The sequence below is a fragment of the Almyronema sp. genome, assembly GCF_052168255.1.
GTDB lineage: Bacteria > Cyanobacteriota > Cyanobacteriia > Phormidesmidales > Phormidesmidaceae > Sphaerothrix > Sphaerothrix epifaneia.
Window position 1 is genome coordinate 1 of sequence record NZ_JBQLZL010000002.1, and the last position, 17,310, is coordinate 17,310.

A 17,310-nucleotide genomic window follows, 5' to 3' on the forward strand; every position below is an offset into this window, starting at 1 on the left:
TGGAGTCAGTGCTGAAAGAGGCTGTGTCCTAACAGCTCTGTCTATAGCTATAACACTCAGCGCAAGCAACAGGCCAATTAGGGAGAAGGGCGTCTGGCAGCGCTGGTAGTCAGTTGTTGAAAATCCCCTATCAGAAGGATGTCTCTAGCGACGAGATCGTAAATGCTGACGAGGGTAGCAAAGTCAGTTTTATAGATTCTTTTCCAAAAGCCTATGCAAAGCCTGATTCAAGAAATTCAGCAAACCCTAGTTGATCTGGTAGGGAGCGGTGTTGCTGCCATTCCAGGCATTTTGGGAGCGCTGATTATTTTAGCGTTAACGGGTTATGGAGCAAACTTAGCCCGACGGGTGACGGCTTCTTTAGCAGATCGGCTTTTGAACAACCGTTCGCTACAGTCGTTGCTGACTCAAATTGGCTACATCACCGCCTGGATTGTCGGCATTCTAATCGCGGCTATTGTTGCTTTTCCGGGGTTGGCCTTAGGCGATGTCGTGGCGCTGTTAGGGCTAGGTTCGGTGGCGATTGGTTTTGCCTTTCAGGATATTTTCAAGAATTTCTTGGCCGGAATACTTTTGCTGCTGCAACAGCCCTTTCGGCTGGGCGACCAAATTATTGTCAATGACTACGAGGGCACGGTCGAAGAAATTGCGTTGCGCTCAACTCAAATCCGCACCTACCAGGGCGAAGTTATTGTTATTCCCAACTCAATTGTCTTTACCAATTCAGTGCAGGTCAGAACGGCGCAAAAGTATCGTCGTACCGATTTAGCCATCGGTGTAGATTACAATACCCCTCTGGATATGGCGGTTGAGACTTTGCTGAAAGCAGCCAATAGCGTTGAAGACGTGTTGGACAAACCGCCCGCCGAGGTAGATATCGTGGAATTTGGCGATAGCTCAATTAACCTGGTGGTACGTTACTGGACAGCACCTCAACAAGCCAACGTCCGCCGGATTCAAACCCAGGTGGTGATTGCCTTAAAGAAAGCTTGCGATCAAGCCGATATCAATATTCCGTATCCTATTCGCACTGTTTATTTTTTCAACCAAGAAAAATACAACGACCACTATGCCCTCAACCAGCGAGATGGCGTCAGCCAAGAAGTTGGTGTTAGCGATCGCAATTAGAACTAGCCTAACCCACTCGCTAAAATCGATAAGCCTGTCCCTGAATCCATATTTGGGTCGGGACAGCTTCGCCCTGGCGATTGACACTCACTTCCACTAAAAACTGCTCTGGCTGCTCGGCTTGTGCCGTTTGGATGCGATCGTTAATGTCTTGGCGCTGATCTTCAGGGATGTAATAGCGCTCTAACCCATAAAGCCAGCGGCTACGCGGCCCTGCACTAGGCGGTGGGGTAGCAATTCCTTTGAGAACGACCTGGTTAGCGCGAAGCTGGGTTGGGCGATCGCCTGAAATAGCAATCGGTTGCCAGGGTTGAGGGGGCTGAGTGTTGGTTTCAGCAGGGGCTTGTAGCGTCAGGTAAAACGTCACCTGCTGCGGCAATGGGCCTGATAGGTCCGTTGGTGTTGCTTGCTCAGCTATCCAGTTTTCCCAACCGTCAAGGGTTGACAGGGTTTGCTGCTGAGAAATGTTGTAATTGAGGGTGACGTAATAGCCGCGAAAAAGATCATAGGGATCGACAGGAGCCGTTTGTAAAATCACCGATGTGCCAAAGGCGCGTGTCCAGCTAGCCTGAGCGGGAATGAGCAAAATCAAGCCTAGCTGCAACACCAGAGGCAACCAGAACCGCCAGCGAGCCGTTTGAGACTGGAAATTTGAGTTATTCATGAGTGGGAACGCTCCTCGCAGCTAGCCGATGGCGATGGCGCTCAAACCCTATGCCAGCAATAATCACCAGCACGCCGCAGAGAACGAAAGTTCCCGACTTAAGGAGCAATCCGGTTTCGTATTCAAAAACCCGGCTGAGAACCTGCAAAGTTAGCAGCACAATCCCAAACCAAAAGGCACCCCGATGAACTCGGTTTAGCCCCTGCTGAATACAGCCAACCGCAGTTAAAAACAGCAAAAGATTAAAGATTAGCGTAGCGATCGCTCCCACAGGGGTAACCACCCAGTGCCAATAGGCCACACCTGCCGTTATCAGCAAAAAGAAAGCAATGGTTGCATCCAGCCCTGACCAGCGCCAACCCTGGCGAGGGCGATCGCGCCAGCCCAGCGTTATCCAGGCCCAAAGCATAACCACTGAAAGGATAACAACTGAGCCGCTGCCTAGCCAATAAGTCTCCAAAACATCCCAGTTAACAGCCTGAGGATTGGATTGGGTTGGTTCTGACCAGATGGCGTAAAACGAACCAACGTAATAGAGTAATCCTAATCCCCCAATAGCCAACCGCTGAGCGATGGGTTGAAAGCGTTGCGCCTCAGATAGTTCAATTGCTCCCCAGCGATCGCGGTAAGCCCAAAACAACGCGTAAGGAACCAAAATCAGCCACAGCGTCAGTCCCAAAGGCAGACCACTGGCTAGCTGCGCCAAAACAATCCAGTAAGAAGCTGAAACTGCGATCGCCCCCAGGCCAAAAATGGCTTTTGAATGGCAGCGATAGGCCAGAGAAATAAATAATCCTGCCGCCAGCAACGGCATTGCCTCCAACGTCCAGCGCCACTGAACAGCCTCTCCCCAAACCGTTTGCCACAATCCCGACCAATAGCCAAAGCTCAGCAACACCACCGCTAAAATACCTAACGGTGTTAGCCGCAGGCTGTAAGCCATCAGCCAGGTACCCAAACTCCAAGCCAAACACAGGTCATAGAAGCTACCGCTACGATGAAAAAGCTGCCCGCCTAAGGCCAAATTGGCACCGAGGAGCAATGCGCCTAGCAACAGCAACCCTTGCCCCAAGCGCCGCCGCCCCGTCTCTGGCTGAGCGTGCTGCCACAGTTCAAAGCCAGCAGCATTAACACCCACAAAGGCGGTGAGCAGTAAAAGTAATTTGAGGTTGCGGGGAATCGCCTGCCAGTTGGCCGCCACAAAGGTGATAGCCCCAATCCCCAGCAAAATAGCACCTAAGCCAATCAAAATGGCGGTGAAGCGATTCTGGGCATTACTTTCGATCTGATCGAGCTGGTAGCGACTGGCCAGTTGGTGTCGCTGTTCATCGTTAATCAGCCCTTCTTGCTGCCATTGTGGCAAGGCTTGTGCCAGTTCTTGACGAAACTTTTCAGATGCCATGAGGAGATCCGCCTAACTGATTTTAGTGTGTCAGCAATTGGCGATATTCGAGTTTTCCTTATGCCAGCTTAGGCATTGGCTCGGAAACCTGCCTACACTGGCAGCAGTGACGTTAGCACGCAACATGGCAAATAGGGTTTGGGGTGCATTCGAGAAAGTTCAACGCTGGCTGCCAGCGCTGGATGCGAGAGTTTGGCTTTTGGCAGGCGGACGACTACTCTCTCAAATTGGCATTGGCTTTACGCTGTTCTATGCGCCTATTTTTTTCGTCGATCAGGTAGGACTTTCAGCCACTCAGGTAGGTTTAGGGATTGGCATAGGCGCGATCGCAGGGCTAATTGGCCGCTTCTGGGGCGGGTCTATGGCTGACTCACCGCAATGGGGACGGCGCAAAACATTGCTTTTATCAGCAGCAATTTCGGCAATTGCTGACGCGATTTTGTTTACGGCAGACAATTTTCCTTTGTTTACGCTGGGTAACGTGGTGATGGACTTTGGCGTCGGGCTTTACTGGCCTGCTACTGAAGCTGTCGTAGCTGATATCACGGTTGCCGAGCAACGCAACGAAGCCTTTGCCATTGTGCGCCTAGCCGATAGCATTGGCCTGGGGCTAGGGGTGGTTATGGGAGGCGCTTTGATCTCACTTACTGGCCTGTATCGTGCCCTTTTTGCCATTGATGGGGTAACGTTTCTGCTGTTTTTTGGGGTGATTTATTGGGCGATCGCCGAAACTTTGCCAGACCAGCCAACAGATAGCCCTTTCTTTGAAGGCTGGGGCGTGGCGCTGCGCGATCTTAATTTGCTCACCTATGTCACCGTCAATATCTTTTTCACCAGCTATCTGGCGCAAATGCAAAGTACGCTGCCAGTTTACTTTAACCAGTTTGTCTCAGTAGGCGATTCAGGCAAGGGCCTTTCCGAAGCCACGCTAAGTGTGCTGTTTACAGGATATGTGGTTCTAACCGCCCTGTGTCAGTTACCGATGGCTCGACGATTAAAGGGACTGCGGCTACCGAGAGCTTTAATGTTCTCGGCTTGTGCCTGGGGTGTTGGTTTCGTTTTTATCTATTTAGCAGGTACGCTTACGACTCTGCCGCTGCTTTGGGCAGTGCTGGCACTCAGCACAATGGCGATCGCCACAGTAGCCTACACGCCAATTTCTTCCGCCATTATTGTTTATATGGCACGAGACGATTTGCGGGGCGTCTATCTTTCGGTCAACTCTATGTGTTGGGCGTTGGGCTACCTCATTGGCCCGCCGCTGGGGGGGTGGGCGCTGGATCAACCAAGGGCGATCGCCGATGGATTCTGGCTAGCAGCCGCGCTGAGTGTCGGAGGGGCGATCGCCATTTTGCACATTCTCGATCGACGCCTGGTTCATCCATAACCGTGGGGTAAAGCGCCACCCAGCGATAAAAAACTAAGGAAACTGACTCAGGCGATCGCGAACCAGCCACCCCAAACTTACCAACGCTGCGATCGCAACAGCGCCTATACCGATGGGGCTAGGCACCCAAAAAATGGCTTCTAGATGATTGAGCTGACCCAGTTGCAACGTTTGGCCGTTTTGCCAGGAGGTAGCCGGGGAGGTGACAATCTGCCGAATGCCCCAGGGGGTAGTCAAACTAAACTGAAGGCTAAGAGGCTGCAGGTTAGCAAAGACACCTCCAGTCGGCTGACCTGCTTTGACCGAGCGCAGGTCTAGATCCCAAGTTAGCTGGTTGCGCAAAGCCAAAATCCAGTTGTTTTGTTTTAGGCTAAGCTGCGATCGCACCTGAGTTGTACCCAGCATTTCTGAGAGCAGCCCGGTTGTCTCCACCGTCATCAGATGGTTAAACTTTTCGACCAGTTCTGCACCGTTGTTAAAGGGCACTTCAAGCTGCCAGGTTTGCGGGGTTGGCTGCCGAACTGAACCACCTAGGGTACGAACCTGGTGAGCAACTTGATCAAACCACGGCTGCACTTGCCTAGCACTGAGCTGGGTAAAGCGATCGGCTAGCTGGATTTGCTGCCTCACCAACCCATGCGTTTGGCTATCAAAACGAATGTCAATTGCCGATTGAAAACAACCCGATAGCAGCAATGCTGCTAGCACCAGGCAACTCGCCAATCCTAACCGCCGCCAACTCATGCTTATCCTCTCATCTGGCAAAATCATTATCGGTCATGGGCTTCTACTTGAGGCGATGGAAAGCCAGAATCTATCCGCACAAGGGCAAACTTTCCACCTGTCTCAGCCTTGGCTCAACGGATTTTTGCAAGGCTTGTACACCTCCCCGCTGGTAGAAAGGCTATCCCCAACCAATTAATCCTCCTATCACCAGCGCTGCCGCTGCTAAAGCAACCCAAAGAAACAAATTGTCTTGAGTATTGACCTGACTCAAATCAATCGGTTCTGTTTCTGGTTTGGATTTAGCTTTTGGCTTTCGGGGCTGACGCTCGGTTTGGGCATAGCGGTTCAGATTGGGAGTCATATCTCGATCTTTTTCATCCAGCCCGCCTAAATCAGGAATCTGGCTTAACCACTCTGGACGGGCTTTGAGCTTAGGGGCTTTGAGGATGTAGAGCAGTCGTTTAGCTTGTTTACGGGTTTCTAAGTCTGGATGCAAGACTAATTTTTCGCACAGCGCGATCGCATCTTGAGAGCGATCAACCGCCGCATAGGCATTCACCAGCCAGGTTTGAATTTCGCCGCCTAAAAGCGTCGTCCGGTTGGCCAGCGCCAGCGCTTTTTCAAAGTGGGCGATCGCTCGCCGATAGTCACCCCGTTCAAAAAGCTGTAGCCCTGAAGCAAACTCAACTTTGGCAAACTTAGTATTTTCGGACCCCATTGTTTGAAATTTTTGCGATTCAGCAGACATCATGTATATATGGATTCTAAGAAACTCTGCTGCCCTATAGGGGTTTAGCGCCAGTTCAAAGGTCGGGGTCGCTGCCTTCACGGCTCATTGTTACTTATTTGGGAAGAGGAACTATGCTGATGTCCATCAATCCCCTATCTAGACAGCGATCGCGCTGGAGTTGGGTGGTTTTAGCAGCGATCGCAGGGACGTTATCGGTTGCTATGCCTAAATCGGCGGCGGCTGACACAATTGTTATTTCTAACGGCGGCTTCAGCCTGAGAACGTCAAGCTTTGGCCTTTCAATCGGTACCCCTCCTGGCTATTACAACTATCCTGCCTACTCAGGCTCAACCGTGATTAACGGCGGCACCCTCAACAATGCCACCCTCAATCGCCCTGTGATCATTAACTCTGAAATTAACAACTCCACCTTGATCAACCCGGTGATTCGGACAGGTCGATCGGGCGTAACCCGCTACCAAACTCGCGTGATTAACCGCCCCCATCGGGGTTTAGACAACATTCGCAATGTACAGCGTATAGATGTTGATCCGCTCAATCCCTATCGCTATCGTTATTAGGTAGCGGCGGTTATTCCAACTCGGTCAGGCTTAGCTTAGATTCTTGAGCTTTTGAACCTCGGGCTGTTTTGAGCTTGAGCAAAAGCTCTTGGGTCAGTTTGGCAAAGGCTTTTGCGGCTGTTGCCTCCGGATCGCTCAGCACCACCGGCAGATAGCGGTCAACCGCTTTAGCCACACGGACATCGCTGGGAATTTGAACGCCAAACAACTGCTGGCCGCTAAAGTCTTGCCGTACCCGATCAACCACGCGACGATAGTAACGCCCGGTAATTAAGTTGCCAGACATGGTAAAAACAATGCCTAAAAGCTGCATTTGCCGAATTTTGTCGGCTTCGTGATTGCTTCTTAGCCGCTCAATCCGACGTTGCAGCAGTTGAATGCCAATGACTGAAAGCGGTTCTGGGCGGGCAGGTAAAACATAAAAGTCGCTGGCTAAAAGACCACTGCGGGTCAGCAAGCTGTAGCCTGGGGCGCAATCTAGCAAAATGAAGTCGTAGTCGTTAAAGACAGGTTCCAAAATAGAGTAAATTAAGCGCTGCTCAAAATGGTTCCAGGTTTTCTCAAAGCGCCCTTCTTCCCCTTGGGCGTTTGTCTGCTCGTGCAGCATCTTAGAAACCATAAACTCGTCGTAGAGTTCAATATCACCCGGCAGCAGATCTAAGCCTTTAACATTACCCAAATAGCTGGCGATCGCATTGGCAGTAGCAGGCGCATCCGGATTGCTAGGGCGAATTACCTCAGACGGCGATCGCATCAAGTATTTATCTGGATAAAGCACCTGATTCACCAAATGGCGCAGGGTGCGCTTTTCCTTACGTCGTTTGGCAAAGTCGGCAGGCGACATCAAACTGAGGGTAGCGCTAATTTGTGTATCGAGATCAACGACTAAGACGCGCTGCTGATGGTTTTTGGCTAAACAAGCTGCCAGATTAACGGTCAGCGTTGTTTTACCAACCCCGCCTTTCATATTGGCAGTCGCAATGATATGAGGCATCTGCTAGAACTCCCACCTGATTGACCAAGGCGATCCCGATCCCGTCTTAGGCACAACATCTTACCCTATCGTGTCCCTCCGCATCAGCGCGATTGTACTTATTCACTCCGCAAATTTGCGCAGTCTTAGCCGCCTACCCTGCTGATCCCAGTATTGTAGACAACCTACTGCGGCTGGCTAGCAACCCCAGACGAGGCAGACTTTGGCTCAATAGCTGTCTAACAGTACATACCTTTTATAGAGGTCACCGCCCTTTTGGGCGTAGTACATTGGGGCAGTTCAGTTGTCGTTCAAACCTGCATAAGCTTATGAGGCTGCGATCGCTCTTTACCGTTCTCTTTAGCTTGACCCTCTGTGCCACCTTGTTCTTTCAGGCGTGTAGCGCCGCTGATTCGACCAGCCGTGAACCGAATCTAAGCGATCGCATGGCAGCAGAACATCGAGACGAAACCCCTGTTGCAACTGACATCACAATGCTAGACCCCGCCGTTCCAATCACGACTGAAACCGTCACCTACGCCACCGTTGATGGAGCCGCCATCACAGGTTATCTAGCCAAACCTGAAAATGCTGAGTCTGGTCTGCCGGCCTTGATTGCCATCCATGAATGGTGGGGACTCAATGACAATATTCGCGCCGTCACTGAACGGCTAGCGGGTGAAGGCTATACGGTGCTAGCCGTCGATCTGTATAACAATTGGCTGGCAGAAACCGCTACTGCCGCCAGAGAACTGATGCAGTCAGTCATGAACAATCCTGAGTCAGCCGCAGCCAATTTGACCCAAGCTTACAATTACCTGATCAATGACCAGTCGGCTGCTGCGGTAGGAGCCATTGGCTGGTGTTTTGGGGGCGGATGGTCACTGCAAACAGGCTTGCTCTTGCCAGAACAGCTTGATGCTTTAGCCATTTACTATGGCCGTTTAGTCACCGACGCTGACCAGCTAGCCGCTTTGCAAATGCCAATAATTGGCTTTTTTGGCGCTCAAGATCAGGCCATTCCGGTGGATCAAGTGCGGGCGTTTGAGTCGGCGCTGCAATCTCTTGACAAGCCTGCCGAAATCTACATTTACGAAGAAGCTGGCCATGCTTTTGCCAATCCTTCCGGTGAGCGCTACGTTCCCGAAGCCGCTGCCGATGCTTGGACGAAAACAACCGAATTTTTTGCTCGTCATCTAAAAGCTACGGCTTAACGCTCTATTCCAGTCGAGCTAACGATTTGCTAGGTCGCTAAAAACAGTACCTTAAAAGCGATCGCCAAACGTAAATTTAAGCCTTCGGAGGGTTCTCTTGTTCATGCCAATAGCGATCGCTAGGAGTTTCCCCGTTTGTTTGCTAATAGCTCACGACCGAAGGCTCAACTACAGCTATAGCCATAAGCACTAAGATACTTGAATGACTGAAAATCGTTGACAGCACCTTTCTTGTGCCCGCTGCCTTTTGCTTTTTGTCACCTACCAGACCTTACGATTTCGATCACTTCTTTGTAATGGCTGTGACCCCCGCTCTACATAGCTTTTAAGCTGTCTTGCCATTCGCTTCAGACCACGCTTTTCGTCCTGACGAATGAAGGTAAAAAAAAGCCCTGCCAGTAGCCCTGATAGTCTTTCGCGGTGAATATATTTGGTTCGATCGACGCCGATATCTTGCAACTCAAAAACATGTTCGCTTTTGAAACCCGGTGCAGTAGAAATCCACCGCAAATAAAAGCTGGGCTGAAGTCGAAGGATGGTCGTTTGAAACTCGGTTTCTTCTTCTCCTTCAAGCCGTTGCAGAGCAAGCAGCACGGTTTGTCCTTCTCGAAAAGGTTGATGGGGATCGCAGTCAAATAAAAAAGTATTCCACCAATACCAGTTTTCTTTGTGGATCAAGGCTTGCCATACCTGTTCGCGGGAAGCTTCAATTTCGATTTCAGTGTACAAGCTAGGCATGATTAAAGTGGCAAGCAGCGTCAAGCAATCCAGATTCGTCCATGAAGAACAGTGCTATGAGAGAGAGTTAGCCAGACTAATAAGGAGTTCAATAGCAATTTTCTATTGGACTTAACATTTGCTTAAGCTTTATGGGTAGACCACTCAATCGGTACTACTCTTGTTTGGCTTAAGGGCACTTGCTAAAACCCAGCATACCTGTTGGGGAACTCAGGAATCCAGGTTAGAAGCAGGTGTTTTCTGATGTCTGGATACTGACTGCTTAGCCCACAGCTTTATCTTGCTTTAAGCTGGTAGCCTGACTTAAAGGTAACTGACTCGTTTGGCGCAATTTTATGGTTCAACTTACTCCAAATTCCAGCTTTAGTTTAACGCTTCGATTGCGGATTCCAAATCAGGCAGGCATGTTAGCCAAAGTCACCCAAGCGATTGCAGAGGCGGGAGGAAATCTGGGTCAGCTTGATTTGATTGAGCGCTCTCGCCAGTCTGTCATTCGAGACATTAGCGTTGATGCGGCCAGTACAGAACACGCAGAAGAAATTGCCAATGCTATACGCCAACTCAAAGACCACAACATTGAGGTCTTGGATGTTCGCGATCGCACTTTCAACCTGCATCAGGGTGGCAAAATTCACGTCGAGGGCAAAATTCCGTTACGCAATCAAGAAGAACTAGCTATGGCCTATACCCCTGGGGTAGGGCGCATCTGCAACGCGATCGCGGAAAAACCAGACCGTGTATACAGCCTAACGATTAAAGGCAACACGGTGGCAATTGTTACAGATGGCAGTGCGGTGTTGGGCTTAGGTAACTTGGGGCCTGAAGGTGCCTTACCCGTGATGGAAGGCAAAGCGATGCTCTTTAAAGCATTTGCCGGGTTAGACGCTTTTCCCATTTGCCTCAATACCCAAGACACCGATGAAATTGTAGAAACCGTCAAACGGATTGCGCCTGTTTTTGGCGGTGTCAACTTAGAAGATATTAGCGCCCCGCGCTGCTTTGAAATCGAAGCGCGACTCGCACGAGAACTCGATATTCCAGTGTTTCATGACGATCAGCACGGCACCGCTATTGTGTCTTTAGCAGCGTTGTTTAATGCCCTGAAGCTGGTCAAAAAGCCCTTAGACAGTATCAAACTGGTCATCAACGGCGCGGGCGCTGCTGGCGTGGCGATCGCTCGTTTGCTCAAAAAAGCAGGCGCAAACACTATTGTCATGTGCGATTCAAAAGGAATTATTTCTAGCGATCGCACCAATCTGACCCCCGAAAAACAAGCCTTTGCCGTTGAAACAGGCGGATCTCTGGCGGATGCCATGCAAGGAGCCGACGTGTTTTTAGGCGTGAGTGTCCCCGGTGTCGTTACCCCCGAAATGATAAAGACAATGGCCGTTGATCCAATCGTATTTGCAATGGCCAATCCCATTCCCGAAATTCAGCCAGAACAGGTAGCGGGTTTAGTAGCCGTCATGGCAACCGGACGCAGCGACTATCCCAACCAAATCAACAATGTCCTAGCCTTTCCTGGCATTTTACGGGGAGCCTTAGACTGTCGGGCACAGGCCATTACCACCACCATGTACTTAGAAGCCGCCAATGCAATCGCATCTTTAGTTTCTCCTAATGATCTCAGCCCAGAGCATATTATTCCTTCCGTTTTCGACCCCCGCGTTGCCCCTGCAGTAGCTTCAGCCGTCCAACAAGCTGCTAGAAATTCAGGAGTAGCTCGGCATTGACCAACCGACTGAGAGCTTTCAAGGCTCTCAGTCCCCAAATAAAAACTATCGCCTCAACTGTTGCTCTATTGGCTTGACTTCTGCCAACCGAGAGATAGCTGGGTGAAAATCATCTGTAATACACTTAGGCCATGTAGCAAGCAAAGGAATGTAAACGCTTTGTTGGATGAACAGGCTAAAAAAACTCTACTCCGCAAAATTCCGCATGGGCTATATATCTGCGGTGTAAAGTCTGGTGACGACGTCAACGGCTTTACCGCCAGTTGGGTGATGCAAGCTTCCTTTCAACCGCCACTGGTGGTCAATTGCGTCAAAAATGACTCGACTTCCCATGCAATGATTAAATCTAGCGGCGTATTTACGCTCAGCTTCTTAGAAGCAGGCCAAAAAGAAATTGCCCAAAACTTTTTCAAACCCTTGCGTCGCGTTGGTAACAAGTTTGAAGATATTGAATTTTATTTAAGTCCAGAAACGGGCTGTCCAGTGATCAAAGACTCTTTAGGCTATATAGCGTGCAGCGTTGTGGGTGCTGTAGAAAAAGGCGACCATACTGTTTTTGTCGCTGAAGTAATCGGTGCCAATCTACATCAAGAGGGTGAACCACTGTTACTCGAAAACACAGGCTGGCAGTACGGCGGCTAATCGTTTAAGGCAGTAAGCCTAACAGCATAACCTGGCAAACAAAATGGGTGCATCACGAAGATGCACCCATTACTTTTTAAAGAAAAGCTGTCTGAGCCAGTTGTTAACAGCGCTTGTTAATGGAGAAAAAACTCATTGTTAAAACGCTAAAGATAGAAAGACCCGCTATGAAGAAGTTGTCTGTGCCGCTAGAAGCTGCTTCAGCTTCTCCAGTTCACCGGCCCAACGCGGATCGGGCTGTACAGCATCTGTAGACGTAGAAGTCGAAACTGGGTTACTGCTGCGTCCCTTGCTCTTACCTTTGCCCCGCCGAGTAGAGGGAGCATTCGTGTTTTCAGCCGAATCACCTTCAGGCTTGCTGCCTTTATTCCGGGGTAGAGCCTTCTCAACTTTCAAAGAACTGTCTTGTAGCTGAGAGCCATTGAACTTTTCAACTAGGGCATCCGCTTGCTCATCAGTTTTGACCGTTACAAAGCCAAACCCACGGCACTTACCCGTCTTTCGATCCGAAATGAGTTTAATCGAAACAATGTCTTCAGTATGATCGGCAAAAACAGCCTCTAGCTCTTCGCGCTCCAAGTCTTTCGGCAAGTTGCCAACGTACAAACGGACTGACATAAAAGATACCTCTAACCTGTATAGGACACAACACTCTATTAAAATAGCGCCACTGTGGAACACTCAACTAAAACACTGAGGTACCCTATGAGTCGCTATTTGTATATTGAGAAAACTTATTTTCATTAAGCTTGCAGACAAGCACGCTAAGCGCTGGGACGGATTGTTGCATTTATTGACCTGAGCAGCCAATCTATTCCATAGCTGATCAAACCTCAGGCAAACTTGAGTGGCTAATAATGAATTATCCGCGTAAAGTAATTCGGGCAATTTTAACGTCCCTAGAAAGCTTGCCAGTCTACCGCGCCATTCACTAAGGTACCACGACCCAGTGTAGTTATTGGAAGGCAGGTTTAAAGCGCCACAGAACTTCAATTCAAGCAGATTCAAAACAAAGAAGCAAGCACTACTCAATAGACCAATAATTTCAAAATTAGCACCCTAACCTCTCAATACTGGCAAGCCCGTTCTGCCAGGTGCTTATTCCTTATTTTAAGGAAAATAAACTTCAGTCGCCGAAAAACAAGATATTTTTTCTGCTCTTCAGCCCAAAAACAAGAGCACTTAGCGGCCTTTGACGCCATCAATACATAGCTATATATAGCTGTAATCATAAGGGTTGAGACGCTCAAATAGCTGTAAGCTCCTGACAGAAAAGCTTTTCTTCTGCCCTCACCCTTCTGTCTTTAGCGATCGCCGTAACACTAGAGGTGAGACACTTAAATTGATATCAGACTTTCTGCAAAAGTCTTGTCCTCTACCTTTTGCCCTTGGCTATTCTTCTTCTAGAAAAAACCAGCCGCTATTGGGCTGGTTAATCTTGCTGTGTTGAGAGTAGGAGAACCTGATACCTATACCCAAAAGGGCAAATGCGGCTTAGCCACACTAGGCGTACTGGAGTCCTATACAAAATGTAACATTTTTGCCGAGAAGCCGCAACATTTCGTAACCTTTATCCGCCGCTAAAGATGATGTAAATACCTGCTAAAGTCGCCACCAAACTCAGCCAAGTCGCAAAGACAGGAGCCTGTCCCGAAATAGCTTTGCCAGTTTGGATTTGTATATGCTCAACATCACACCAAATCAGCCCACCCCGGCGAAACCAACCCATCACTTGAACAGGACGCTGAACAAAACTGGCTGGATGACGCTGAGATGGCACAAAAAGATAGCCCAATGGCCCAAAAGCGGTTGAAAAGTGCAGTTGCACTAAACCCAACTCAGTTTTGAGGATAAGATTTTGCCCTATTGCGTTAAGCAAACCTGGACGACCGAGTAACTGGCCTTTGAGCGTCATGCCAACGCTGTCAATGGGTAAGAGTTGAGTTTGCTTATAGAGAGCGGGTAGATCCAAATTTTGTTGTCTGAGGGCAGTTTTGATATCTGGGAAAAGGGGATTAATCCGCAGTAGGGTTCCTATCCCTAGCCCCATCAGCAAACTTCCTTGCAACAGAGACTGATCTTGATAAAGCCAATCTAGTTGCCAGATATTAAAAGCACTGGCAATACCGCCAACAAACCACAAGCTCAGAGCAATCACCGCTGCCACTAACAATCCAGCAAGGGGGCTACCCTGCCTTACTAAAGGATGCCAGTAGCGCCAAAAATCAGAAAAGTTTCTAATTTTGAGAGAAGCGGCTGGCTCATGGAGCCTGTCGATAGGCGTTGTCTGTAAACCCCACTGTTCAGCTATTTGCGTTAATTTCTGAATACGTTCGCCTAAAAGGGGCTGAGATTGATTGAAGGTCAGCCAGTGGCGATAGATGTTGTGGACATCCCAACTCAAGATTTCAGCCCAAGGTAAAACCGCAGCAAAGCTGCCTTGACTGATGGCAAACTGATAGCTCAGGGGTGTAAGTAGATCCAATCGTTCCAGTAGCGGCGGCACTTGCTGCTGCTCTTCAATATGGGTAGCTGTGATTTGGGCAGTTTTAAGTAGTAAGCTCACTAAGCTATTGGGGTTACCCGTTAGGGCAGTTGCGGCTCGATCGCTTTTATCGGTACCCAGTCGCGCCAATCCCAAGCCCAGTTTGCGCACCAGCCAATAGAGACCATAGCAAATTGTGGCCGCTATCCCTATGAGATGGCGGTAGGCGGGTACTGTTTGGCGATCGCCCCGTTGGGCTAACCACTCATAGCCCATATGAAATCCCTGTAAGGTCAGCGTCAGCCCTGAAAGAATCGGCCAGTCCCAACGCCCCATTCGGGCTAACTCACGCGCATACAACACGGCTAGTTCTGCTTCGCTGAACTGCTCAAGCGCTCCTTGACTAATCACAAGACGACCATAGCGAGGAATAAAACCATAGGAAAAGCTGAGAGGAGCGGTCGTTGGCAGTAACTTCAAGCTCGGCATGAGCCAATCTCGCTGGCGACAAACCCGCCGCAGCAACAACACCGACTCATGACTGTAGTTAGCTAGCTCCTTGGTAGAAAAAGGTCTGAGGCCATGTAAATGCTGGAGCAAGCGATCAAAAAGCCAAGGAGAAGCTACTACCAAGCCAGCACAGACCAAGGCCACCGCCAGCGGATGGCTACGGTAAAAAATGAGTAAGGGGCGAGGGTTCACGGGCCAGCGAATCCACATTAATCCGCCATTAATCGTCAGGGTAAAGCGATGCAATAGGGCAGTCAAAAGCCAAACCCAAGCGATCGCGGTTGCAGCGCTCAGCAACCACAGGCCAACGGGTTTGGTGACTGGCAGGGCTTGGGGCGATCGCAGCCGCTCTGGCAAAGGTAAGGGCGCTGCGGGAGCAGGGGGTGGATCGGTTGCCGCAACAGACGCCTCAGGTGTAGACTGAGGCGTTTTTGGGGGAGAAGGGGGAGACGCTGTGGGTGTACTAGGAGATAAGCCAGTGGCTGCATTGAGCTGCTGGTATTGAAAAAGCGATCCTCTAGCGGTAACAGTGTCGGCATCGGCAGATGAGTCAGCCTGGTGGGTAGGAGACGGGTCAGAGGGGGGAGGGGGCGTAGAAATTGGTTTTTGTGGCGATGAGTGCCTTAGCCTTGGCGGTTTTTGTAAGCTGGGTAAACCAGCCTTTGCAGACGGATTGGCCGTGTCCGGCTGGAGGGGAACAAAACCGCTGAGGTCTTCAACCCCGGAAGGGGCAAAGCTGGCAGCCTGGGATTGAACTAAATCTGGCAGCGTGCGTTTGGCCCAAGCTTGAGCTTGGGAATCAGGACTTTGCTGTAGCTTTTGGCATTGGGCGATCGCTGCGGTAAAATCACCCGCTCCAGCCAGCGCTTTGACTAAACCCATGCGGGCTTTGAGCTGATAGCGACGACTGCTAGCCCCTTGCAAAAGTCGCTGCAAGGTCGCGCAGGCCGCCCTATATTGTTTTTGTTTGAGCGCAGCGATCGCCTCTGAAAATAGAGCTTCTTGCTGTTCAAGCGACAGAGGCGACGACGAATCAGCAGAATTTGAACCAAGAGCCATAGGGCGTCAGACAAAAGCAGTAAATCCAGGGTACGCAAAACCTAAAGATTTGAATCATTTCAAAGCTTATTCAGTACCGTTAAGTAACTTTTGCAGAAACGCATACTGAGCAATTTCGTCCGTTTCTTCTAAACTCATATCTTTTAGATCGACCAAACCCTGAGCCAAAAGGGTAGCCCGCTTTTTGTAAACGCTATTAGCACTCAGCAAATCATTAAAAACTTCTTGCTCAACTTGCAGGCGATCGCTGTCATCACTTAGCGGTGAAGCATAGGCAACCTGATCGGCTTCATACTTCAATAGAAAAATTAGCGCATTGCTACACTGCTTTAGCTGATTTTGTAGCTTGCGCACATCAAGTTCTAAGCGCTCAAAGCCTACTTGGCCTTCAATTCGTAGCTCCACAATGGGTTGTTTCTCAGTGACTATCTGCTGAGACTGAACGGCAGCTTCAACAGCGGCAAGCGCCATTTTTTCAATCTCTTCTAACGTTTCCTGACCTCGCGCTTTTATCTGTAAACGTGTAATCGGTCGCTGGTAGTAAGCTTGCTTGAGCGTAGCTTGAATGCCTTGGGCGTTGATTTCGACTAAATAAGCCCCCCGCTGATAAGTGCTTTCTTCAATATTGTTGGCTTCTAAAGAACCTGGATTAAAAACCCAGCCGTCTTCGCTATAGTTTTTGTGAATATGCCCCAGTGCCAGATAATCGACGCCAGCGGCTTTTAGCGGTCGAATTTCTTCATAACGCAGTGCGCCCGCATAGCGAGCAACCTGATTTTCCAAACCGTGGTGAAACATTAACACCGTATGAGGTGGCCCAGCGGGGAGCTGCTTGACAGCAGCAGCAATTTGCTGGATTGCTTGGGGAGCCGCCGCCCCGTACCAGCTTGATCCTAGAACTCGTACGCCACAGTCTAAGTCAATATAGCCCCCCCGCCGGGTGCGATCGCTCCAAGGTTGATAAAAACCTTCTGCTTCAGCCAGTACCCCTGGATCGAGCAGCTTGAGCAATCCCCAGTCAGAGAGATACTTCAGCCAGCTAGTAGCTGTACCGTAGGGGCGGTTGTCGTGGTTACCTTCAATCGCTAAAACCGGAATGTTAGCGGTCTGTAGCTTTTTCAGGCTAATTTGGGCTTGATTCAAAATTGCAGGCTGAATGCTACGATGCTCAAACAAATCGCCCGCAATCAAGACAAAGTCTACCGACTCGCCAATTGCATAACGTTCAATCACATCGTTAAAGGCTCTGAAAAAATCTTTAGTTCGCTCTGGAGTACCATAGCGATCGAAGCCCAGATGAATGTCAGCTAAGTGCAGAAACCGAGCCATACTTAATGT

The 17,310-nt window shown here is 49.7% G+C and carries 15 protein-coding genes; 6 read left to right on the forward strand and 9 right to left on the reverse strand.

Translation table 11 applies throughout. The features are described from left to right. Positions 1–213 precede the first annotated feature (213 nt). Complete coding sequence (locus tag ACTS3T_RS00080) at positions 214–1,128, forward strand: mechanosensitive ion channel family protein (protein WP_462934563.1); 915 nt, start codon at positions 214–216, stop codon at positions 1,126–1,128. 19 nt (positions 1,129–1,147) lie between these two features. Here the strand turns inward: ACTS3T_RS00080 and ACTS3T_RS00085 are convergent, their stop codons facing one another. Together ACTS3T_RS00085 and ACTS3T_RS00090 are read right to left on the reverse strand one after the other, a co-directional pair. Next, the gene (locus tag ACTS3T_RS00085) at positions 1,148–1,792 is read right to left on the reverse strand and encodes a GDYXXLXY domain-containing protein (RefSeq protein ID WP_377965473.1); all 645 of its coding nucleotides are present in this window, start codon (positions 1,790–1,792) and stop codon (positions 1,148–1,150) included. Next, positions 1,785–3,194 (reverse strand): DUF2157 domain-containing protein, encoded by a 1,410-nt coding sequence (locus tag ACTS3T_RS00090; protein ID WP_377965475.1) that lies wholly within the window; start codon positions 3,192–3,194, stop codon positions 1,785–1,787. Before ACTS3T_RS00090 ends, ACTS3T_RS00085 begins: the two co-directional genes overlap by 8 nt. A 124-nt stretch (positions 3,195–3,318) precedes the next feature. Here ACTS3T_RS00090 and ACTS3T_RS00095 point away from each other — a divergent pair, with 124 nt between their 5' ends. Further along, the gene (locus ACTS3T_RS00095) at positions 3,319–4,581 is read left to right on the forward strand and encodes an MFS transporter (RefSeq protein ID WP_377965477.1); all 1,263 of its coding nucleotides are present in this window, start codon (positions 3,319–3,321) and stop codon (positions 4,579–4,581) included. Between the two features lie 33 nt (positions 4,582–4,614). On the opposite strand, the gene ACTS3T_RS00100 is transcribed toward ACTS3T_RS00095, so the two are convergent. Continuing rightward, the gene (locus tag ACTS3T_RS00100) at positions 4,615–5,325 is read right to left on the reverse strand and encodes a DUF3153 domain-containing protein (protein WP_377965479.1); all 711 of its coding nucleotides are present in this window, start codon (positions 5,323–5,325) and stop codon (positions 4,615–4,617) included. Between the two features lie 160 nt (positions 5,326–5,485). Next, positions 5,486–6,025, reverse strand: a complete 540-nt coding sequence (locus tag ACTS3T_RS00105; protein WP_377965481.1) for a hypothetical protein — start codon at positions 6,023–6,025, stop codon at positions 5,486–5,488. 143 nt (positions 6,026–6,168) lie between these two features. On the opposite strand from ACTS3T_RS00105, the gene ACTS3T_RS00110 reads away from it, so the two are divergent. Then, on the forward strand, positions 6,169–6,618 hold the full coding sequence (locus ACTS3T_RS00110) for a hypothetical protein (RefSeq protein WP_377965483.1): 450 nt from the start codon (positions 6,169–6,171) through the stop codon (positions 6,616–6,618). Between the two features lie 10 nt (positions 6,619–6,628). Here the strand turns inward: ACTS3T_RS00110 and ACTS3T_RS00115 are convergent, their stop codons facing one another. Continuing rightward, positions 6,629–7,612, reverse strand: a complete 984-nt coding sequence (locus tag ACTS3T_RS00115) for a ParA family protein (RefSeq protein WP_377965485.1) — start codon at positions 7,610–7,612, stop codon at positions 6,629–6,631. Between the two features lie 308 nt (positions 7,613–7,920). Here ACTS3T_RS00115 and ACTS3T_RS00120 point away from each other — a divergent pair, with 308 nt between their 5' ends. Further along, positions 7,921–8,805, forward strand: coding sequence for a dienelactone hydrolase family protein (locus ACTS3T_RS00120; protein ID WP_377965487.1), 885 nt, complete (start codon positions 7,921–7,923; stop codon positions 8,803–8,805). 261 nt (positions 8,806–9,066) lie between these two features. Here ACTS3T_RS00120 and ACTS3T_RS00125 read toward each other — a convergent pair whose 3' ends face one another. Next, positions 9,067–9,543, reverse strand: a complete 477-nt coding sequence (locus ACTS3T_RS00125; protein ID WP_377965488.1) for an SRPBCC domain-containing protein — start codon at positions 9,541–9,543, stop codon at positions 9,067–9,069. Between the two features lie 335 nt (positions 9,544–9,878). Between ACTS3T_RS00125 and ACTS3T_RS00130 the strand changes: the two genes are divergently transcribed. Together ACTS3T_RS00130 and ACTS3T_RS00135 are read left to right on the forward strand one after the other, a co-directional pair. Beyond that, positions 9,879–11,276, forward strand: coding sequence for an NAD-dependent malic enzyme (locus ACTS3T_RS00130; protein ID WP_377965490.1), 1,398 nt, complete (start codon positions 9,879–9,881; stop codon positions 11,274–11,276). 159 nt (positions 11,277–11,435) lie between these two features. Continuing rightward, positions 11,436–11,918 (forward strand): flavin reductase family protein, encoded by a 483-nt coding sequence (locus ACTS3T_RS00135; RefSeq protein WP_377965492.1) that lies wholly within the window; start codon positions 11,436–11,438, stop codon positions 11,916–11,918. A 165-nt stretch (positions 11,919–12,083) separates the two neighbouring features. Here ACTS3T_RS00135 and ACTS3T_RS00140 read toward each other — a convergent pair whose 3' ends face one another. From ACTS3T_RS00140 to ACTS3T_RS00150, 3 genes are all read right to left on the reverse strand, one after another. Then, entirely contained in the window at positions 12,084–12,536 is a 453-nt protein-coding gene (locus ACTS3T_RS00140) for an RNA recognition motif domain-containing protein (protein WP_377965494.1), read from the reverse strand. A gap of 952 nt (positions 12,537–13,488) precedes the next feature. Beyond that, entirely contained in the window at positions 13,489–15,972 is a 2,484-nt protein-coding gene (locus tag ACTS3T_RS00145; protein WP_377965496.1) for a hypothetical protein, read from the reverse strand. A gap of 66 nt (positions 15,973–16,038) precedes the next feature. Then, positions 16,039–17,301, reverse strand: a complete 1,263-nt coding sequence (locus tag ACTS3T_RS00150) for a metallophosphoesterase family protein (protein WP_377965498.1) — start codon at positions 17,299–17,301, stop codon at positions 16,039–16,041. Between the last annotated feature and the right edge of the window lie 9 nt (positions 17,302–17,310).